Here is a 21,789-nt window from a genome sequence, read left to right on the forward strand (position 1 = left end):
CATGAACACTCTCCTCATTTCATTTAGTGTATCTGAGGTAGCTTTGAGTGTCCAATTGGATTAGGGGGCTTTAAAGCCAGAGACGTTATTTTAATAGAAATAGCTCATTTCAAGCTGGAAAGGCCTGTTTTGAGCCAAATAGCGTTCCTGGTGATCGTTAGAATTTGAAGAGGGTCAATATTCAGGAAATAAGGCTTGTGGTGATCGTTAGCGTTTAACATATTACCTACGCATTAACATGTTTGTACTCCGCGGCATGCATGCCCGCAGTATAGCCTGTAGAGAAAGCAGCGGTGATATTGTAACCTCCGGTGTAACCGTGAATATCGAGCACCTCGCCGCAAAAGAATAGTCCGGGCAGCAGCTTGGATTCCATCGTTTTGGGGTATATTTCCTTTAAGTGAACCCCACCTCCGGTAACAAAGGCTTCTTTAAGTGATCTTGTGCCGTCTACACGGAAAGTGAAGGATTTCATCAATTCGCATAGATGGTTTAACATCCCTTTTGGAAAATGGTGAAATGTCAGATCGTCCCCGATCTCCGCTCGTTTCATCAATAGTGGAATCAGACGTTCAGGCACCCATGTTTTCAAAATATTTTTGACAGCCTTGCGTGACTCCTGCTCTAGGCCTTGCTTCACTTGTGCTTCCAGCGCAGCAGGGGTAAAGTCAGGGAAGAGATCGATGCTCATGGTGACCTGTGTATTCCCTGATTTCATCTGAACCTTGCGAATAAACTGACTGCAACGCAGGGCAACCGGGCCAGATACGCCAAAATGGGTGAAGATCATATCTCCGCGGTGGGAAATGACGGTTTTGCCTTTGGCATCCAGTACGGATAGCGCGATGTCACGCAGAGACAAGCCCTGCAATTCCTTGGACTGAATCCAGCTCTCTCCGGATACGATCGGCACCTCGGTTGGATACAATTCTGTGATGGTATGACCAGCTGCCTCTGCCCAAGGGTATCCGTCACCTGTGGAACCGGTTTGCGGCACAGATTTGCCGCCTGTTGCAATAATAACGGAGCGGCCGTGAATGATTTTGCCTGAAGCGAGCTTAACGCCCTGCACTTGCTGACCGTTATGAATAAGCTCTTTAACAGGTTCTTTCGTACGGATCTCGACACCAAGAGAAACAATTTTCCCGACAAGTGCATCAACAACCGTCTTGGCTTTGTCCGTGACGGGGAACATTCTTCCGTTATCTTCTTCTTTCAAGGCAATGCCGAGATTTTCAAAAAAACGCATGATACCCTGGTTGTCCAGATTTTGAAACGAGCTGTATAAAAAACGTCCATTACCCGGAATATGTCGAATAAGCTCATCCGTTTCTTTGGCATTGGTTACATTGCAGCGTCCTCCGCCGGAAATGCCCAGTTTGCGGCCTAATTGATCTCCTTTGTCCAGCAAAAGTACAGATGCTCCGTGCTCAGCAGCTGCCACACAAGCCATCAGACCTGCGGAACCGCCGCCTATTACGATAACGTCATACATTCATGATTACCTTCTTTTTGATTGATTTTGTCTTTTTTTTATAGACAATGTCTGTTACTGCCTTTTTCTGAAATCAGACAGGGTGATTCGGTGTTCTATTATGCAGCCTAAAGCGATATATTGTAATATGCTGTCGCCTATGTTTTAATCAGAGTTAAATGAGGGAATGTGCAGGCAGAGGAGGAGATGACGTTGTGGTTGCGTTAAAGGACATTCTTTTACAAGTACTGCTGGCCGGATCGGCAGTATTCCTGATTCCCTTATTTTATTTGGGTCTCTCCAAACAACAGGTCATGCGAATGGATCATGCAGATCAAGTCAATTTCAGCTTTGCGGCAACAAGTATCATTAGTGTGCTGCTCTGTTTACTTTTTGCATTATCCGTAGGTTCCGAGACCGCTCCTATATCCCTGAGTATTATCCCGGTTACTCTTGCGATTCTATATTGTAAAGCCCACATAGGCGCTGCCTTGTCTATTCTACATATTCTCTTCTATTTTCTGTTAGCACATCCCTATGATCTGTACGGATTTCTTCTTCATACGGGAATACTTCTCTATCCTATTGTATGGTTGTCTGCCAAACGATTCAAGCATAATACATGTTCCCGCAAAATGAATACGGTCATCGCGCTGATTACCGCTGAACTGGCTGTTGCGAGTCTGTTATGGGTGGTTTATGTCTATCCTGACACGACATATTCCAAGCTTTATCTGATTTTGTCAGCACTTGGATATACAGCAGGTGCACTGGCTGCCGGGGGCATGAGCCAGCTGTGGCTGGATCGGATGGGACGTTATCGCGGAATGGAACAGCAATTATCCGAAGTGCATCACCATTACATGAGTGAAACGGAGAAACTGCACCAGGTTTTAAATGCAGTACCTCTTTCTATAGCCACGGTAGATGTCGAAGGCAAAGTTGTGTTTGTAAACGAACTGATGAAACAAACGGCAAAAGAACAGCTTCCATGCACATCGGCACATAACTTAATTGGGCAACACGCCAGTCAATTTGTCGAGCATGAACAGGCAGATAAAATGGAACAAAGCATCCAGCAAGCCGTTGTCCATGGTGAAGTAAGTGTGCTGACGGTGCGATACGGCTCGCATGTATTTCTGTCCCGGACAGTGCCAATCTATGCTTATGCTGCGAAAGGCTCGAAGGAAGTCTCTGGAGCTATGCTCATTATTCAGGATGTTACCGAGCTTGAGATGTTACGTAACGAACTTGATAATGTGGATCGTCTAAGCTTGGTGGGACAGATGGCGGCAAGCATTACACATGAGGTTCGCAACCCGATGGCTGTGGTGCGAGGGTTCCTTCAGTTAATGCAGGAAAAGAGTCCGGATTCCCTGAATCATTATTATCGGATCGTGATGGAGGAACTGGACAGAGCCAACAGTATCATCAATGATTTTCTGTCCCTGGCTCAGAACCGTATTGCCGAAAAAGAAGAATCACAATTACACGACATTATTCATGAACTCAGTCCTTTGCTATGGGCAGACGCCAATCTGCGAGGTCAGAGCATCGAACTGATGCTGGCCCATAACGTACCGAAGCTGCATCTGAATGCGAAAGAAATCAAACAAGTCGTACTGAATCTGGCTCGTAACGGAATGGAAGCAATGACCGAAAAAGGTGTGCTTACCTTGGAAACCCGTATGGTCGATGACAGGGTGGAGCTGTGTGTGCACGATACGGGGCCAGGAATACCGCCGGTTAAGCAGGAAAAGCTGTTCGAACCGTTCTATACAACCAAAGCAAAAGGAACCGGACTGGGACTATCCATGTGTTTAAGCATTGTCGAGCGCCATAACGGCACAATTACCGTTGAGTCCGAAGAAGGGCATGGAACAACCTTTAAGGTTGCCTTCCAGAGTTAGCGTGTCAGCATATTTTGCCAGACCATTAGCCATAATAAGTGAGAGAAAGCTGTTCCGCAGGTGTTGTCTGAACCTTGCTTTCATTGCATGGGGATGTATAATAGGAATAGCACAGCGTGTATCCATTTTTTTCGATATGGACGCATTCGTTGGTGCATAGCTATTGTCCTCTAACTTTTCAAACAAGATCATAGAACAACCATTATAAGGAGTGAAACTGAATGTCGATGTCATTTGATCAATACATGAGAGATATGGTTCAGCCAATGCGGGATGAGCTGACTCGTCTGGGGATCCAGGAGCTGCGTACGCCGGAAGAGGTTGAAGCAAGCTTGCCGGATGCTAAAGGAACAGCACTGGTCGTAATTAACTCTGTATGCGGATGTGCAGCAGGTCAATGTCGTCCAGGGGTTGCTCAGGCACTTCAGAACGATTTAACACCGGATCACCTCTACACTGTATTTGCTGGTCAAGACAAGGAAGCAACGGCGAAAGCACGTGAATTCTTTGCACCATACCCGCCATCCTCACCGTCCATCGCTTTGCTGAAAGACGGAGAACTCGTTCACTTTATCGAGCGTCACCAAGTGGAAGATCGTTCTGCAGAGGAAATCGCGGCTGACCTGACAAGTGCGTTTGAACGTTACTGCCGTTAATCCGCTTCATAGAACGCCCCGCACTTCGGATGCCCGATGCCGGGGCGTTTCATTTTGGACAGATCAGGTTATTGAACCATTCGAACCTTTCTAGCTGCACATCCAATTACCTTTCAAGCTAAGTATCAAATACCTTTAAAATGGGGCATCAAAATCCTATTCATGTAGAAACGGGGTGTATGAACGATGAGTTTGCAACAACAGATCATCGCTGAATTGAAGGTTAAACCGAGTATTAATGAAGCTGAGGAAGTACGCAAGCGTGTGGATTTTCTTAAAACGTATGTCAAAAATTCCGGCACCAAAGGACTGCTGATCGCCATTAGCGGCGGTATCGACAGTGCTGTGGCAACGGCCCTTTGCAAACAAGCCACGGACGAGCTTACTGCAGAAAACAATCAAGAGTACAAAACGCTGGGTGTGTTCCAGCCTTATGGAGAGCAAGCGGATATTCAGGATAGTTATGCTGTAGCCAAAGCATACGATCTGAAGCATGTTGTGGAAACAAATATCGAGGATGCCGTGAATGAAATTGCTCTGGAAGTGGAGCAAGGCTTCAAATCTCTGGGGAGTCCGCGCCATATGACTCATCAAGGCAAAGGTAATGTGAAGGCCAGAACACGTATGGTGATGCAATATGCGCTTTCTTTTGAAGAAAACCTGCTGGTCGTAGGTACGGATCATGCATCCGAAGCGATCACCGGTTTTTACACCAAATGGGGCGACGGAGCCGTGGATATTACGCCACTGAGCACACTCAACAAACGTCAGGTTCGTCAGCTGGCTGCTTACCTGAAAGTGCCGCAATCCATTCTGGACAAAGCGCCTTCTGCCGGATTATGGGAAGGACAAACCGATGAGGACGAGCTGGGTATCTCCTATGAGGCGAACAGCGATTACCTTGAAGGCAAGCAGATTGATCCTGCTGCGCAAGAGCGCTTAGAGGCGTTTTACACACGCACACATCACAAACGCAATGCGATTCCTGGCATTTAAGGTTGGGAATTCAGGAATTTAGAATGAATCTGGGCAACGTTTCATTTTGCCAATGAGTTGTTGCATGAAAAAGAGTCACTGCCTTGAGCAGCGGCTCTTTTTGTTGTTCTAACTGACCGCATTTCGTAGGGTGAAAATTTTAGCAAAAGTGGGAATGCGGATAACAGGTACTCGCATCCATGCACGCCTCCTGCTACAATAGAATACGTGTTCGGCAAGCAACGGATTCGTTGAAGTAAGGATTATCTTTTACAGCCTAAAAGATTAAGCGGGTGAATCGTTATGATATATGGCATTGGCAACGATGTATTAGAGATAGAACGGTTACGCAGGTTGCTGTCTGGCCGCCAGGCAGAGGCATTTATGAAGCGTATTTTAACTCCGGCTGAACGAGACATTGCGGCTGGGCGCGGGAAACGAATGGCGGAGTTTGTATCCGGACGTTTTGCGGCCAAAGAGGCGGTGTCCAAAGCATTCGGGTGCGGGATCGGCGCTGTTATGGGTTTTCATGATATCGAAGTGTTACCTGATCCGTCCGGTCGTCCGGTTGCTACTTTGTCCAGTCAGGCCTGGGAGCGGCTTCAGCTACCTTGTGGTCAGAGGTACCAGATTCATCTAAGCATTACACATCAGACGGAATTGGCGGCGGCATTTGCCATTGTAGAGCAGGTACATGAAGTGGACGGGAAAGATATATCAGGGAAATGCACAGGTGACCCGGATGAAGATAAAGATTAGAAGCGTGAATCGTTGTTAGGGTTGGATCAGGAGTATGAGCAAAGAGGAAAAGGCATGAACAGCTGCCAGAGCCTCGAGGTCGACAGTTGCACGTATCTATTAGATCGGAGCCCTTTTTCATAAAAAAAGCCGAGGCACTGCCATTTCATTTATATCGTGAAATTTTCAGAGAATCGTGGGTACAGGAAAGGATTGACATATGGGTTTACAAGAACAGAAACGACATTTCAGCGTGAATTTGCTGGAGTGGTACATGATTAATCGTCGGGATTTGCCGTGGCGTCGCCACAACAATCCGTATTTTACTTGGGTTTCGGAAATTATGCTGCAACAGACACGTGTAGATACGGTGATTCCGTATTTTAACCGATTTATCGGGAATTTCCCGACCGTTCAGGCACTTGCCGAGGCACCGGAGGAAGAGGTACTGAAAAATTGGGAAGGGCTCGGATATTATTCAAGGGCGCGTAATCTTCAGGCGGCTGCTAAGCAAGTTATGGAGCTGCACGGCGGGGAGATGCCGCAGGACAAGCAGAGCGTCTTTGCGTTAAAAGGGGTCGGCCCGTATACAGCCGGCGCCATTCTCAGCATTGCCTTCAACCAGCCGCAGCCAGCGGTGGACGGCAATGTAATGCGGGTGCTGTCCCGATATTTCCTCATTGATGAGGATATTATGAAGGGCAGCACCCGGGTTTTGATGGAAGAGCTCGCGGGAGAGCTCATTCCGGAAGGGCGCGCGCGTGATTTCAATCAGGCGCTGATGGAACTTGGCGCGCTGGTGTGTACACCCAAAGCGCCGCATTGCTTGACTTGCCCGGTGATGGAGCAATGTTCCGGCAGAATTGCCGGAAGGGAGCTTACGTTGCCGGTCAAGACCAAAGCAAAGCCGCCGCGCCCTGAGCAGCGGCTGGTTGCCCTGGTGGAAGGCCGCGGTGCTCATCGCGGCCGTGTGCTTGTGCGCCAGCGCCCAGAGACAGGCCTGCTGGCCCGGATGTGGGAGCTGCCGCATGTGCTGGCGGCGCCTGCCGCAGCGGGTAAGGCGGCAGCGCCGCTGGCGGATGAGCCGGCCATGGCTTTGCTGGCCGGCAGTCTGTGGGCGGAAGGCTTCGCCGCCCGCCCGGAAGGGCTGGCTACCCATGCGGAGCATGTGTTCAGCCACATTGTCTGGAGCCTGCAGGTGTACAAGTGCGCCGAGCAGGACCAGAGCAGTGAGCTTCCGCTGATCGCCGCGGAAGCTAGAGCCGCCTACGATGAACAGGCGGCATCCCTAGCGGAACCAGCTCCAGCTGCAGAGTCATCTGCATCCAGCGCCGCTCAAGCGGCACACGAAGTGATGACAGGCAAAGGCGATGGCCTCACTTATCAATGGATCGGCCCGGAAGATATGGAGAAGCTGGCGTTCCCTAATGTATTTCTGAAGCTTCTTCGCAACTATTTTGCTGGAGCCTATGATGAAGTCATTGAGTAATAACGAGGCCGATTGGCTAACCATTGGGATTATATGAACCATCTCTAATGATGTAGGAGAGAAAGTGGGGGGATTTCTAACGATCTCCAGGAACCTTATTTTGCGAAAAATGAGGGCTGTAAAATTCTAACGATCATGAGAGACGCTATTTCCCTCGAAAACGTGCATTTGGGGTAATATGTGACCGGAAATAGACAAATAGCGTCTCTGGAGATCGTTAGAATCTAGATCGGCTGAAAAAAGCGCAAATAGCGTTGCTGGTGATCGTTAGCGCAGGCTGGCAGCCGCCCGGTGAACGCGTGGCACGGCCTGCCAGCATCGAGTTAAGTCCGGTGAGCGCGTGGCACGGCCTGCCAGCATTGAGTCAAGTCCGGTGAGCGCGTGGCACGACCTGCCAGCATTGGGTCAAGTCCGGTGAGCGCGTGGCACGGCCTGCCAGCATTGAGTCAAGTCCGGTGAGCGCGTGGCACGGCCAGCCAGCATTGAGTTAAGTTTCGGTGAGCGCGTAGCACGGCCAGCCAGCATTGAGTTAAGTCCGGTGAGCGCGTAGCACGGCCAGCCAGCATTGAGTCAAGTCCGGTGAGCGCGTAGCACGGCCTGCCAGCATTGAGTCAAGTCCGGTGAGCGCGTGGCACGGCCAGCCAGCATTGAGTTAAGTCCGGTGAGCGCGTGGCACGGCCAGCCAGCATTGAGTCAAGTCCGGTGAGCGCGTGGCACGACCTGCCAGCATTGGGTCAAGTCCGGTGAGCGCGTGGCACGGCCAGCCAGCATTGAGTTAAGTCCGGTGAGCGCGTAGCACGGCCAGCCAGCATTGAGTCAAGTCCGGTGAGTGCGTGGCACGGCCAGCCAGCATTGGGTCAAGTCCGGTGAGCGCGTGGCACGACCTGCCAGCATTGAGTCAAGTCCGGTGAGCGCGTGATGCGGCCTCCCAGCATCAAGCTCATTACCGGCCCCGGCCCCTCGATCAGGAATCGCAAGCGTCGAGATATGCGTCGGAGCCCCTTTGCAAGCCTTAGTAAGCATGGGCCTCAGTTACAGGGCCCCTGCGGCACAGTCTGCAGACATTGCATCACGGCCTTCCATTAGAGGCTGCAACATCCCGTTCTACCTGGCACATGCCCCGCATATTCAGTATGTCTCACTCGAAAACAAAAAAAGAGCCTGAATCGATCACAAGGATCGGTTCAGGCTCTTTTATTTGAACAGCGTCTTACTTCGCTGCCGCGTAACGTTTGTTTACTTCATCCCAGTTGATTACATTCCAGAATGCACCGATGTAATCAGGACGTTTGTTTTGATATTTCAGGTAGTATGCGTGCTCCCAAACGTCAAGACCCAGAACTGGAGTCAGACCTTCGAAGAGTGGGCTGTCTTGGTTAGGCGTGCTAGTGATGGACAATTTGCCATCTTTGCCTACAACGAGCCATGCCCAGCCGGAACCGAAACGAGTTGTAGCTGCTTTAGCGAAGTCTTCTTTGAACTTGTCAAAGCCGCCCAGTTCGCTGTCGATTGCTGCTGCGATGTCACCTGTAGGTGCGCCGCCGCCGTTTGGTCCGATGATTTCCCAGAACAAGCTGTGGTTAGCATGTCCGCCACCGTTGTTACGAACCGCTGTGCGGATGCTTTCCGGTACGCTGTCCAGGTTAGCGATCAGATCTTCCAAACTTTTGTCTTGCAGTTCAGGAGCGCTTTCCAGAGCTGCGTTCAAGTTAGTTACGTAAGTGTTGTGATGGCGATCGTGGTGGATTTCCATCGTTTGTGCATCGATATGTGGTTCCAGTGCATCGTTAGCGTAAGGGAGTGCTGGTAATTGAAAAGCCATAGTGAAATACCTCCTGAGATTTTGTGATTTGTTGTTAAGGTACATATGTAATAATACCCTTGCCATTATTATTAAACCGCATTCGGGATAATTAATCAACATTTTTGTTTATTAAGTCCCCCGAACCGTTAATCAAAAGCCGGGCCAGAGATAACAAACATATTTTACCCATTATGAATAAAATTATGAGATTTCGACGGGGAAAATCGTTAAAATTCGAATATATTCAATGTAAACGTTTACAATAAAGCGCTTTCAGAAGAAAATGCGTGTTTTATGGAGAAAAGTATGGTTTAATTGACGAAGAAGCGGTATTTTCTCGTTTTTTGTCATTATATGAACATCGGGTTTTTGGTAAAAGGGGATACCCTTTTTGGTAAAACCTCATCTAAGCTAACGAAAAGGGAGATTTAAGACATGCACGTTCGTTCCTTTCAGTTGAGTGATGCAAGCCAGATGACGGAGCTTCTCCAGGTTGCACTATCGGAAGAGTGTTATGAGAACACGATGGGCCCGTTTGCCCGTCAATTGTCATGGGATTCTGACCTGATCATGGTTGCGGAAGAAGAGGGAGACCTCGTGGGCGCTTTGATTGGTACGATTGATCAAAACCAGGGATGCATCTACCGTATTGCGGTTCATCCAGACTATCGTCGCCGCGGCGTCGGTAAAACACTTGTCGAGGCTATGGAACAGCGGTTCCAGCAGCGTAAAGTCAGCCAGATTTGGGTGGCTGGTGATGAGCACAACAAAGCAGCCATGCCTTTGTATGAAGCAATGGGATATGGGGCCAATAAGATTCTGAGTGCTTTTCAGAAACTTAGTATTTTGTCCAAGGCTTAATCGATGTAGGTAAATTCGGTGTAGTTAGACAAAGAAATAAAGAGATTTTCATTTCATATTAGGCATATCTGTGCACGCATCATGGCGTGAGAGATATGCCTTTCTATTTGTATGAGGAGGAGTCGGCTGATATGCATCCTGTTTCCTTTTTCCCAAAGCGTGTATAAAAGATTGTAATTGTCTGTATGCTGGTGGGCATCTCCAATTGTTTCGCTCTTCCAAATAGAGTAGACTGAAAAGGAGAACGACCAAGGTTATGCGTCATAATCTACAAACTGATAAATGAGGTGTCTCTTTGAATTCTAATATGCCTTCTATGGAGCATTCGACGTTTGAGGAGCAGAATCAGAAGCCTGTCCCCAAGCAAGCAGGGAAGTCCTGGTCAGCCGAATTGTGGGACTGGGTGAAGACCATTGTGGTGGCTTTTGTGATCATGATGCTGCTTAACCTGTTTGTATTCAATCTGTCGATGGTCAAAGGACAGTCTATGCAGCCAACGCTGGTCGAGTCTGATCGTCTGTTTGTGAACAAGATGGTCTATCATTTCGGTGAACCGGCCCGGTCGGATGTGATCGTTCTTCGTGATCCGAGTGAAGATGCAGGCAAGAAAGATTTTCTGGTGAAACGAATCGTCGGACTTCCTGGAGATACAATTGAGGTCAAGGACCATCATCTATATGTAAATGGTGTACGGCAGGCAGAGAGTTATACCGACATTGAGGTACAGGACCCGGATTTTGGACCGCTAACGCTGGCATCGGATCATTTCTTCGTCATGGGAGATAATCGTCATGAAGGCAAAAGCAAGGACAGCCGTGTGTTCGGGAGTATCACTTCCAGCGAGATTGTCGGCAAAGCCGAGTTTATTTTCTGGCCATTCTCCGAGATGAAAAAGCTGTAAAATGTTGGACCACAACAACTTCGAAGCGCAATTTGCGTTTAACCATACAGGCACGTAGACTGTACATTTAATCGTATAAAAGATATATATCGTTATAGTTCAGCGCCTGGTCTCTTAAGTGAGGCGGGCGTTCATTGTTTAAGGATAACGAGATTACGTGCCTGAAAGAAAAGAGGGAAGAACAATGACGAACGTACGGACCGGGGCAGCACAGGCCGCCTCCGTATGGGAAGCGTTAAAGCAGGAGATCAAGGCGGCAGGCCCGGAACTGGGAATAGATGATATCGGATTTGCTTCTGCGGACCCCTTTGTCTCTCTGAAGTCACTGCTGGAGCAGTCCCGGGATAAGGGGTATGCGTCAGGATTTGAAGAACCGGATATTGAAAAAAGAGTGCATCCCTCCCTCCCGGATGGGGAACCTGCTTCCCTGATCGCCATAGCTGTAGCTTATCCGTCCAAAATGGTCAATCCGCCGAAGTCGGAGCCTGGTGCGTACCGCGGTATTCTCGCCCGTTCGGCTTGGGGGCAGGATTATCACCAGGTGCTTCGCGCGGCGATGGACAAGCTGGTGAATTTTATCCGCGAACGCGTACCGGAAGCAATCATTGAAAGTATGGTGGATACAGGAGCGCTTGTGGATCGTGCTGTCTCGCAACGGGCGGGGATCGGGTTCAGTGCCAAGAACTGTTCGATTATATCGCCCAAATTCGGTTCATGGATATTCCTTGGTGAGCTTGTCACGAACATTCCGTTCCCGCCGGATACTCCCGTGACCGAGGATTGCGGCGAATGCACGAAATGCATTGATGCCTGTCCTACAGGTGCCCTGGTTGGCCCTGGGCAGTTGAACGCGCAACGCTGCATTTCTTTTCTGACCCAGACTAAAGGGTTCCTGGATGAAGAGTTTATGTTAAAAATCGGAAACCGTTTGTACGGTTGTGATACATGTCAGATTGTATGTCCGAAAAATCGGGGCAAAAACTGGGATCATCATCCCGAGTTTCATCCCGATCCTGAGGTTGTTAAGCCTTTGCTGCTGCCGTTGCTGGATATCGGTAACCGTGAATTCAAGGAACGTTTCGGTCAAAGCTCTGCTGCGTGGCGGGGCAAAAAGCCGATCCAGCGCAATGCGGTCATTGCACTAGGCAATTTCAAAGACAAAAGCGCTGTACCGAAACTAACGCAGGTACTGAAGCGTGATCCGCGTCCGGAACTGCGGGGAACCGCTGCCTGGGCGCTGAGCAGAATTGGAGGAGAAGACGCCATGAGAGCTATTGGGGAAGCTGCCGCGATCGAACAAGATGGTAACGTGCTAAGTATGCTGCAGAAGGCCAAGGAAAGATTGTTATCGTCCGAGACCTTACCCGATCGACCGCAGGCGGAGCAAGTAAATGTGGGGAAGCAAGAACAAGTGAAGAAACAAGAACAGGCAGATACAGTTGAAGCTGTGCAACACACACAAACCGAACTTGTATCTCAGATAAGAGATACAGAGTTTGGAAGGGACATACAGTGGGCTACGAACGTCAGGAAGAGTGAAGGAGACGAGGAGCTTGAGCAGTCTGAGCAGTCTGTCTCTTCTGTCAAGCCGGAAGCAGCTGCATGGAAGCCATCCGCCGTAACCGGGCTTCACGGCACGCCTGTGTACTATGATGAGGTGCTGACACCGATCGGGACACTTACCTTATGCGCAACCGATGAGGGACTGTGTCATATCGATTTTGGAGCTTTTCATGTTCGGGAAGCTCATCTGCAACAGTGGGCCCGTACGTGGGTCGGTGAATACCGATATGAGAAAAACGAAGAGAAGCTCAGCGAAGCTGCGGGGCAGCTAAAGCAGTATTTTGCTGGGGAAAGAACGACATTTGACTTGCAGCTTAAGCAGTATGGGACTGCATTCCAGCTACAAGTTTGGGAGGTTCTGTCCGATATATCTTATGGAGAAGCCTTAACCCACCAAGAGGTTGCGGAAAAGATCGGCAGGCCCAAGGCTGTACGTGCAGTTTTGGATGCTATTAGCAAGAACCCGATCCCGATTATTATTCCCTGTCATCGCATGAGCGGTAAAGACGGCACCCTGGTGGGTTACGCAGGCGGTCTGCAAACCAAGGAGCAATTGCTCGCATTGGAGCAGCAATCGTAAGAGCGGGGGACGTTCATGAAGTATGTAAACGTGGAAAGCGTGGAGGCGGGAGAGATTCTGGGCAAGACAGTGTACTCCAGTAACGGTACAGTATTGTTGTCTGCCGGAGTCGAACTCACCGTGTTTATGGTCAATACGCTGAAGCGTATCGGGGTTACCACGCTGTACATCCAGGATGAAGCTTATAAAGATGTAGAGATAGAAGATATTCTGGATGAAGCTACGAAACGGGCCATTATCAATGAGATGAGTGTTACGCTGGAAGCGGTACGGTCCGGAAAAGACTGGAGTCCGAAGAAAGTCGCGCTTAGTATAGACAAATTGTTGAATGATGTGCTAAACGGGCGAGAATTGTTGGTGCAGTTAACCGATATCCGAACCCAAGACAATGCACAATATGTTCATGCGATGAATGTCTGTTTGTTGTCTTCGGTTATTGGGCTGAATATGGGGCTTAACTACAATCAACTCAAGGATCTGGCTGTAGGCGCCCTGCTACATGATATTGGAAAAGTAGGCGAAATCCCTGGCACCATGCCTTCTTCAAAGCTGCATCATACATGGCGTGGCTTTGAAGTGATCAAGAATAAACGTGAGTTCAGCTTGCTTGTTGCACACACTGCGCTACAGCATCATGAGCATGAAGATGGCACTGGTGTACCAAGAGGCATCAGGGGCAAAGATATCCATCTATTCGCCAAAATTGTAAGTGCGGCTAACATCTATGATAATCTCATTAACGGTTTGTCAGGCAGCAGCATGCTGCCGCATGAAGCGTGTGAGGAGATGATGGCGATGTCCGGAACGAAGCTTGACCGGGATATCCTGATTGAGTTTAACAAAAGTGTATCCGTATATCCCAACGGGACGGCCGTTCGGTTGTCTACGAAGGAAACGGGCGTCATTGTCCGCCAGCACCGTGGTCTGCCGGGCAGACCAATCATTCGGGTGGCTCGCGGTAGCACACGTTATTCGTTAGATGTCGTTGAGATTGATTTGGCTAAACAAACAACGGTCTTTATTGAAGGTGTGCTGACTTAAAGCAGGAAAACTGGAAAATGCGTTTGCTCAGGACGTGTGGAAATGCTATGATAACTCTCAGGAAATCCGGTCGGTGTTATGTTTTGCATCATGGTATAAATCTTCATCACTCATGATGTGTACAAGCACAGATCATCAGTTTTTTTAGATTGCATATTGCATACAGAGGTGTCTAAGAGATGGAGATTGTAATACCGATTATTACATTGATTGTGGGTCTGGTCGGTGGATTTTTCATCGGGGTGTTTTACCTGCGTAAGCAGCTTGAGAAAATGCAAAGCGACCCTGACATGTTACAGAAAATGGCCAAGCAAATGGGTTATAACCTGAATGGCAAGCAAATGCAGCGTGCCCAGCAGATGATGAAGAACCAGCAACCAGGCGCCAAAATGCCTCAGCCGACTCAACATCCTGCGCGTAAAAACTCGGGCCGCCGAAAATAATAGCTGTGGGTAATTAAGTCGCTCGCAGGATGTGGTTCGAAAGGAGGCGCTTGGCAGTGGCTGGCGTGAAAGATTATTTGAATTCCAAAGTATCCGACAATCGGGAGAAGATCGAGTATCATGTCGAACAGATTCTCAAATTGATCGGAGAAGATAGCACACGTGAAGGGCTTCTGGAAACGCCTGCGCGTGTAACCCGGATGTACGAAGAGATTTTTGGTGGATATGAAGTGGATCCCCGTGACGTGCTCGGTGTCACCTTTGACGAGAATCACGAAGAACTGGTCATCGTGAAAGATATCGTGTACTACAGCCAGTGCGAGCACCATATGGCACCGTTCTTTGGTAAAGTCCATATCGGATATGTACCGAGCGGGAAAATTGTGGGTCTGAGCAAAATGGCACGTCTGGTTGAAGCGGTAACACGCCGCCTTCAAGTGCAGGAGCGAATTACATCACAGATTGCCGACATCTTGACAGAAGCGGTTGCACCCCATGGTGTGATGGTTGTCGTAGAAGGTGAGCACTTGTGCATGTGCTCCCGCGGCGTGAAGAAACCGGGCAGTAAGACAGTAACGTCTGCTGTACGTGGATCTTTCCGTGATAACCCTGCACAGCGTGCGGAGTTTCTGTCTTTGGTCAAAGAGTAATACTAAATAAGCCGAGTTCCTTGGGGAACCGGCTTATTTATATAGTTTTTTTTCGTATTTGTCGGAGGGACTGAAACTACATATGAATTCGATAGTCGGAGGTTATGGACGATGAATATACCTTCCCAATCCAACCAACTGCCTGAGCCAGAGAAGAGCGAGTTGACTGTACAGAAAATATCCGCTGATAAGCATTCATCGCTGCGTTTGCAAATTTGGGAGACACCGCTTATGCGCCCTGGCAGCAGTGTGCTTGATGCTTTTGCATGGGAAGAAGTGATGTGCAGACGAGTGGGAGCAGGCCATCTGCCTGTTGCTCATATATGGCGGCACCCAGATGCCTTTGTGGCCGGCTTACGCGATCGAAGGCTGCCAAGAGCAGTCGAAGCGATGGAGACTATCAGAGCTCAGGGGACAGCTGTATGTGTAAGGCCTTCTGGTGGCGCGGCAGTTCCGTTGAATCCGGGTGTTGTGAATGTATCGCTGATATTGCCTAATCCGGGTCACGCCATTAATATTCATGATGACTTCCGCGAGATGGCTTCGATCATTGCCGAGTCGTTAACTCCCTGGTCAACTCAGGCGCAGACCGGAGAAGTGCAGGGGGCGTTCTGTCCTGGGGATTATGATGTCAGCGTGGGTGGATTGAAATTTTGCGGTATTGCCCAGCGGCGTCAGGCCAAAGCCTACATCATTACTGCATTTATCATTGTGGAAGGTCAGGGGGATCGGCTTGCTGCGGAGGTGCGCAAATTCTATGAAGAGGCTTCGGGGGGCATAGCCGAAGGATATCCTGAGGTAAAGCATGGAACTATGGCAAGTTTGCAGGAGCTGGCAGGGGTGCCATCCACGGCTGCGTATACGGCTTCGCTGGTACGCACACTGCGCAACAGGTATCCTCATGCAACGACAGAACGGGTGCTTTCTGTTGATGCGGATGATGTGTTGCGGACGGCAGAACAGATGAAACAGCGCTATGATTGAGTTCTTTTGCAGGTAGGCTTGGAATTGGTGAAGAGAGATGGTATGATGTGATTTCGGAAGGAGAGGATTTAGAGTGGAAACATTGCGATATACATACCTGTATGAAGTCATTTCGACAGGTGAAACATCAGAATTCAGCCAAATGGCAACCAGTAAAGAAGAGGCGGCTGCCCTGATTGTGGCACGTATTGCCGATCTGGAGTTCACAGAAGAGTCCGATATCAAACTGGGTGATCTGATCGCCATCAGCAAACAGGTTGGCGACAACTATGTAGCGTGCGAGGGCTGTGCTTCTTAACATAGGTATGTTATGTATGAATTGTAATATGAAGTCGATATTGAGGCGAATCTCTAATGAGAGGTTCGCTTTTTTTATGTGGATTTCATTGTTCGAGTCATATAACACCAATAAAGCGTGAGCTATGTCGTATTTTGTTCAGAAAATGTTCAGAATACATTGTTATACTCATCCAAAAGCCTACAAGGAAGGGAAGGTTTAAACGATGAGAAAGTCAGTGCAAAACAAGTTTTCATGGATATCTCGTCCAATGAAATTCTTTTTGATTGTTGTGTTAACACTGGGTATGGCGAATAACGTTTATTTCTCAGGAAAAGCACATGCTTCAGTCGGAATAGATTTTGTCGGTGGTGATCCAGATTATCCCCTTCATGGAAAACTCACTGCAACAACATTCCACTTAAAAGTGAAGTTAACGGAAAGTGCACGTTTATATTACATTGTTAAAGAGGCAGACTGGCTTAGTGAGAGACCAGATCTAGCCGTAATTAAAGATGAAGCGATAAGAGAAGGTACGTATATAGATTTGTTAGCAGATGAAGAGGGTAATCTCTATTTCAATCACCTGCAACCCTCTACAGATCACTTTGTATACTTTACGACTGACGGACCGGATAACGAATTGATTGACCTAGGTGGTGAACATTTTCAGACTAGCGCAGGCTCACCGGTTACTCCTTCCCATGTAAAGGCCGTTGCTGGTGATGCTCAAGCGAAGATAAGCTGGGGTTCAGACTCTTCCGTTACGGATGCTGTTTATATGTATCAAGGTTCCAAAGAGCCAATTGATCCTGATAGCTGGATTGATATTACAAGTATGTTAGACGGTGAAAAGGTCATCCATGGTTTGACGAATGGATTGCCTTATGTTTTTGCAGTTAAATCTACATTCAACGATGATCATACCCAGTCCGATTATGTCGTTTCTAACGTAATCACACCTGGTTTGCCTGCTACACCTGCGGCCCTTACTGCGCAGACTACGAATGGACAAGTTCAGCTGAACTGGAATAGTGTACCTGATGTAGACGGGTACGTTGTATATATGTATCAGGGCAGCAGTGCACCACAAGATTCTGAGAGTTGGACTAAAGTAGCAGGACCAATGAGTGCATTGCAGTATACTGTTTCAAATCTAACAAGCGGTCTGCCTTATGTATTTGCTGTTCGATCTTCAAGCAGCGCGGGAATGTCAAAGTTTAAAGTATCCGCATCGGTAACACCGCAATCTCCTGGAAATAGTGGGGGAGAAGTTGTTGTGACACCTTCTCCATCACCATCTTCCTCTTCACCTTCATCACCGGTTTCATCGACTCCACAGAAGGAGATTATTAAAGTCGATGTGGCAAATGGCGAGCTGGCCTCCACAATTGATTCCTTGGAAATCAGCCGGACTCGTGGAACAGATGGTACGATAAAAGACGAACTTGGATTAAATCCAGGTAAAGCACAGTCGGTTATTGATCAGTTGAAGAAAACCGGCTCGCGTACAGCTGTTGTTCTGATTCCAGATGCGAAAGATGAAGTCTCTCAGTGGGACGTGAAACTAGCGCTGGAATCGACTAAGTTGTTCACTGAACAAGGAATCGAGTTGGTTATTTCCAATCCAAACGTGAAAGTAACCATTCCTGCCACCTCTATGAAGGACAGAACAGATGATGTATATTTCCGTCTCGTGCCTGTAAAGAAACAGGAGACACGTCTGGCTATCGAACAAAGATTGCTGGCTAACGAGACGATTACTCAATTCGCCGGCACCAAAGACATTCAGGTGTTGGGGCGTCCGATGACGATTGAAACGAATCTGCAAAGCCGTCCTGTAACGCTTGTCCTGCCAGTAGACAGCAAACAGCTTGCAGGTGTGAAACCAGCGGATTTTGGCGTGTATATCGAACACAGCAATGGAACAAAAGAGCTGGTACACGGTAAAGTAGTGACATTGAATAAAGATAATAACCAGCAAGGGATCGAGATAAATGTGGATCAGTTCAGTACCTTTTCCGTGGTACGGGTCAAAGACTGGGCTGATGACACGGCAAAAGCCAAACCTTATATTCGGGGATATGCAGATGGTCGTTTCCAACCGGAGTGGTTCGTAACACGTGCCGAGATGGCGTTACTCATTACGCGTGTAACAGGCACTGTGGAGTCTGAGAGTAACGCATCATTTACTGATGTTAGAGCTGGCCACTGGGCTTATGACAGTATCTCTGCTGCTACTCAAGCCGGTTACTTCACAGGTTACGCAGACGGTAGCTTCAAACCGGGGCAAGGAATTACACGAGCAGAGATGGCGAGCGTATTACAACATTTGCTGAAAGCTGAACAAGCAGTGACATCCGAAGCAACAACTGCATTCACGGATGTGAAGCAACACTGGGCACAGGAGGCGATCGCTCGGCTTGATGCTGCAGGAGTTCTTACAGGATATACGGATGGTACCTTCCGTCCTGAGAAACTGGTATCGCGTGCTGAGGCAGTGACTATGATCAATAAATTGATTGGTCTTCAACCTGCAGCAACAGCGCTAAAATCCTGGTCGGACGTACCTGATACCCATTGGGCTTACCAAGCGATTCAGGCCGCATCCATAAAGGATTGACGACCAGCACGTTTCAAAGAGATATCTTTCAGTCTTTGACTGGAGATATCTCTTTTTATATTTGCTGGAGCCAGACTACATTAATAAGGCGGCCACAGCAGCTTGCGCGCGGTTTCGTACCGTTCTGCGACAGCAGGCCAGTAGACGACATTCCACCAGTCTTCGATGTACTTTTTGCGTTCGTTTTGATGCTTGAGATAGTAGGCGTGCTCCCATACATCCAGTGGCAGGAGTGGAACGATATCCGATTGGGACAGATTCTGATGTTTTTCAGCTTGCAAAATTTCCAAGCGGTGAGCTCGCGGACTCCAGACCAGCATTGCCCAGCCGCTACCTTCCACCTTGTTAGCTGCCTCGGTAAATTGATTTTTGAATGCTTCATAGCTGCCAAAATCACGTTTGATCTGCTCGGCAAGCATTCCGGCAGGCTTGCCGCCGCCTGCCGGGTTCATAATGGTCCAGAAGATGGTATGCAGATAATGTCCTGCTCCATTAAAGGCTAGCTCACGCTCCCAGTGTTTGATGAGTTCAAAATTATTCTTTTTTCGGGATTCCGCGAGTTTCTTCTCCGCAACGTTCAAACCGTCCACGTAGGACTGATGGTGCTTGTCATGATGAATGCGCATCGTCAGCTCATCAATGTGCGGCTCCAGCGCATTATATGCGTAAGGGAGGGGAGGTAACGTGTGCCCGCCAATGGGAACCGGCTTTTCTCTTACCGGGGCAGAAGCAGGCAGCGTTTCGGCAGGAGCCGTACCACCTGTTGATGGTTGGAGTGACGACGATTGTACCTGTGCAGATGCGGCAAGGGAACCATTGGCATTGGTTTGCCCGGCAGAAGTAGTCTGTAATTCCGTTGCTTCTAGACGTGTGTCCTGGGCGACCTTGAAGTTAATGTTGTGTAGTGTATTCTCTAGCAACATCGATGGTGCCGGTTCTGTTTCACGCAAAATGCCGGGCTGGCTCAGCGTTTCTAATACCCCCAGGAAATACTCTGATTCTCGGATGACATGCAAGATGAAGGTTCGAGCAAGTGGGACCGCACGCACCGCTGCACTTTGCTCCAGCATGATATAAAGCTGCTTGATAAACTCTTTGGACTGATGCTTTGCTGTCTGGACGAGTTGATCGATACTTCGCATGATATAGGGGGCAGGCGGCTGGGTTGCAGGCAACAGCTGTTTTATCAACTGATTTGCCACTCGCTCACTGTTCGCAAAGGCTGCTTCCCATTCCTCCAGAAGTTTAACGTAGGAGGGCTCAAGGTCCGGAACCAGTGTGCGAATGATGAGCGTGTGTTCTTTCTCTTGCTCTTTCCAGAAACGGATTTCTTCCAGCGTCCGTAGAGGAAGCAGATGGCCGTATCCATCGCAGTTCATATGTGTTATACCTCCAATCTTTCAGATCATTTCTTCGTCCAATTACCTTTGCTCTGTCTCAACAGTGTATTCTTGGGACGCATTGTCCTATGTGTATAAAAAAAGAGCCCCGGAGGGCTCTAAATACATCGAAATGTTGTATATCATTTGGATTGGTGGACTAAATTAGCTTATTACTTCCGGTTTTGCTGCACATCCTCACTGCTTGTCTTCGTCACATGACTAAGGAAAATCGAAACGCGGCGCAGATATTCCTTTGGATGCTCCCGGAAGATCAGTTCATGATGCGCTCCTTGCACAATCCATTCTTCTGAATAGGGATTCGTCTGATTAGCGGCAAGTTGTTCAGCAATCGGATAAGGGGCCTTCTCATCTTCTGTACCGTGAATAAAGAAGATCGGGAACGGATAGTCCTTTTTCTTCACTTCCTGATACGGGATTTGCTGCAAGCCGGTACCGTTCAAGATCGGGAAGAGCAACTTCATAATCTCGAGCGTAGGCTGACGCGGCAGATTGATCTGATTATGAATGTTGTGGTACAGCGTATCCGGCTCCAGTAGGAACGTACTGTCCAGAATCATGGCATCCACTTCTTTGGTTAGCAGTCCGGTTTGCAGAGCCGTTCCCGCTCCCATGGAAAATCCCCAGACGACCAGTTCCTGCGCACCGCGCTGTTTAGCAAACTGAATAGCTCCCAGCAATTGCTGAGACTCGGCTTTACCACCTGTTGCTACCGCTCGGTTGACCTGGGAGGCAAAGCCGTAATCGAACATCACCACGTTAAACCCGAGCTGGTGTGCGTAATGGGCGAGGTCATACATAGGCACCCAGGTTTCCTCCCGATTGGCTCCATAACCGTGGCTGAAGATGATGGTTTTGCCTGTATCGGTATTCGCAGGGATATACCAGCCTTGCATGGTTCGACTACCGTCGGCCGCAGGGAATGTAATGTCCTCATATTTCATGTTTTTGGCCTGCATCGGGTTCGAAAACACCGGTGCGACCGTAGGGTTGGAGAGCACCCATGCAATATAACCGTGTAAGGCAATAAAACAAAACAACAGAAAAAATACAACGGAGAGCAGCAACGCTACGACAATATGTTTGAACCGAATCAGCCTCGGTGACAACGAAGAGGGCAGATCGGACACTTTGGTATGCAGCGGGGCTTCGCTCTGGGATGTCGGATACATGCACGCCCCTCCTTTGAGTTTCGGTTGAGAATAAATATGGCCAAGATCATAACGATGTGAAAATAGCATATAGGTGCCTTTAAGCACTTAATCATGACGATGGCATCCTGATGCTAAAGTCATGCTTTTGTTCTTTTGTCTGAAATCGTTCCTATTCTTTATCGTATGTCCCGATATAGTCAAAGTCAATTGATTGGAGGCATTTGTTACGCAATTGTTATATAGTTCTTAAGATATAGAGGTAACAA

The 21,789-nt window shown here is 48.6% G+C and carries 18 protein-coding genes; 14 read left to right on the forward strand and 4 right to left on the reverse strand.

Annotated features, from left to right (window positions below):
- Positions 1 to 226: 226 nt before the first annotated feature.
- Entirely contained in the window at positions 227 to 1,495 is a 1,269-nt protein-coding gene (locus tag FS818_RS26035; protein ID WP_145336118.1) for a BaiN/RdsA family NAD(P)/FAD-dependent oxidoreductase, read from the reverse strand.
- Between the two features lie 194 nt (positions 1,496 to 1,689).
- Between FS818_RS26035 and FS818_RS26040 the strand changes: the two genes are divergently transcribed.
- From FS818_RS26040 to mutY, 5 genes are all read left to right on the forward strand, one after another.
- Positions 1,690 to 3,384, forward strand: coding sequence for a two-component system sensor histidine kinase NtrB (locus FS818_RS26040; protein ID WP_186375608.1), 1,695 nt, complete (start codon positions 1,690 to 1,692; stop codon positions 3,382 to 3,384).
- A 221-nt stretch (positions 3,385 to 3,605) separates the two neighbouring features.
- Positions 3,606 to 4,040: a BrxA/BrxB family bacilliredoxin gene (locus tag FS818_RS26045; protein WP_090924929.1), complete on the forward strand. Its 435-nt coding sequence runs from the start codon at positions 3,606 to 3,608 to the stop codon at positions 4,038 to 4,040.
- Positions 4,041 to 4,226: 186 nt separating this feature from the next.
- Positions 4,227 to 5,036 carry an ammonia-dependent NAD(+) synthetase gene (gene nadE, locus FS818_RS26050; protein WP_090924930.1) on the forward strand — a complete coding sequence of 270 codons (810 nt, stop codon included), beginning with the start codon at positions 4,227 to 4,229 and terminating at the stop codon, positions 5,034 to 5,036.
- A 282-nt stretch (positions 5,037 to 5,318) separates the two neighbouring features.
- The gene (gene acpS / locus FS818_RS26055) at positions 5,319 to 5,774 is read left to right on the forward strand and encodes a holo-ACP synthase (protein WP_145336123.1); all 456 of its coding nucleotides are present in this window, start codon (positions 5,319 to 5,321) and stop codon (positions 5,772 to 5,774) included.
- Positions 5,775 to 5,973: 199 nt separating this feature from the next.
- Positions 5,974 to 7,242: an A/G-specific adenine glycosylase gene (gene mutY, locus FS818_RS26060; RefSeq protein ID WP_145336125.1), complete on the forward strand. Its 1,269-nt coding sequence runs from the start codon at positions 5,974 to 5,976 to the stop codon at positions 7,240 to 7,242.
- A 1,210-nt stretch (positions 7,243 to 8,452) separates the two neighbouring features.
- On the opposite strand, the gene FS818_RS26065 is transcribed toward mutY, so the two are convergent.
- Positions 8,453 to 9,064, reverse strand: a complete 612-nt coding sequence (locus FS818_RS26065; protein ID WP_145336127.1) for a superoxide dismutase — start codon at positions 9,062 to 9,064, stop codon at positions 8,453 to 8,455.
- Positions 9,065 to 9,481: 417 nt separating this feature from the next.
- Here FS818_RS26065 and FS818_RS26070 point away from each other — a divergent pair, with 417 nt between their 5' ends.
- From FS818_RS26070 to FS818_RS26110, 9 genes are all read left to right on the forward strand, one after another.
- The gene (locus FS818_RS26070; RefSeq protein WP_090924581.1) at positions 9,482 to 9,907 is read left to right on the forward strand and encodes a GNAT family N-acetyltransferase; all 426 of its coding nucleotides are present in this window, start codon (positions 9,482 to 9,484) and stop codon (positions 9,905 to 9,907) included.
- Positions 9,908 to 10,223: 316 nt separating this feature from the next.
- Positions 10,224 to 10,808 carry a signal peptidase I gene (gene lepB, locus FS818_RS26075; RefSeq protein WP_186331903.1) on the forward strand — a complete coding sequence of 195 codons (585 nt, stop codon included), beginning with the start codon at positions 10,224 to 10,226 and terminating at the stop codon, positions 10,806 to 10,808.
- Between the two features lie 184 nt (positions 10,809 to 10,992).
- A complete protein-coding gene (gene queG / locus FS818_RS26080) occupies positions 10,993 to 12,951 on the forward strand; it encodes a tRNA epoxyqueuosine(34) reductase QueG (protein ID WP_145336129.1) in 1,959 nt (652 codons plus the stop codon).
- A gap of 15 nt (positions 12,952 to 12,966) precedes the next feature.
- Entirely contained in the window at positions 12,967 to 13,992 is a 1,026-nt protein-coding gene (locus FS818_RS26085) for an HD-GYP domain-containing protein (RefSeq protein WP_145336131.1), read from the forward strand.
- Positions 13,993 to 14,171: 179 nt separating this feature from the next.
- Positions 14,172 to 14,435 (forward strand): YneF family protein, encoded by a 264-nt coding sequence (locus tag FS818_RS26090; protein WP_123066848.1) that lies wholly within the window; start codon positions 14,172 to 14,174, stop codon positions 14,433 to 14,435.
- A gap of 56 nt (positions 14,436 to 14,491) precedes the next feature.
- The gene (folE, locus tag FS818_RS26095) at positions 14,492 to 15,085 is read left to right on the forward strand and encodes a GTP cyclohydrolase I FolE (protein WP_145336133.1); all 594 of its coding nucleotides are present in this window, start codon (positions 14,492 to 14,494) and stop codon (positions 15,083 to 15,085) included.
- 111 nt (positions 15,086 to 15,196) lie between these two features.
- Positions 15,197 to 16,069, forward strand: coding sequence for a lipoate--protein ligase family protein (locus FS818_RS26100; protein ID WP_145336134.1), 873 nt, complete (start codon positions 15,197 to 15,199; stop codon positions 16,067 to 16,069).
- Positions 16,070 to 16,142: 73 nt separating this feature from the next.
- Positions 16,143 to 16,367 carry a hypothetical protein gene (locus tag FS818_RS26105; RefSeq protein WP_145336135.1) on the forward strand — a complete coding sequence of 75 codons (225 nt, stop codon included), beginning with the start codon at positions 16,143 to 16,145 and terminating at the stop codon, positions 16,365 to 16,367.
- A 205-nt stretch (positions 16,368 to 16,572) separates the two neighbouring features.
- Positions 16,573 to 18,969, forward strand: a complete 2,397-nt coding sequence (locus FS818_RS26110) for an S-layer homology domain-containing protein (protein WP_145336137.1) — start codon at positions 16,573 to 16,575, stop codon at positions 18,967 to 18,969.
- 80 nt (positions 18,970 to 19,049) lie between these two features.
- Here FS818_RS26110 and FS818_RS26115 read toward each other — a convergent pair whose 3' ends face one another.
- Complete coding sequence (locus tag FS818_RS26115) at positions 19,050 to 20,348, reverse strand: Fe-Mn family superoxide dismutase (protein WP_145336139.1); 1,299 nt, start codon at positions 20,346 to 20,348, stop codon at positions 19,050 to 19,052.
- Between the two features lie 173 nt (positions 20,349 to 20,521).
- A complete protein-coding gene (locus FS818_RS26120) occupies positions 20,522 to 21,541 on the reverse strand; it encodes an alpha/beta hydrolase (RefSeq protein ID WP_145336141.1) in 1,020 nt (339 codons plus the stop codon).
- Positions 21,542 to 21,789 lie beyond the last annotated feature (248 nt).

It is taken from the genome of Paenibacillus xylanexedens (genome assembly GCF_007680605.1).
Taxonomy (GTDB): Bacteria; Bacillota; Bacilli; order Paenibacillales; family Paenibacillaceae; genus Paenibacillus; species Paenibacillus xylanexedens_B.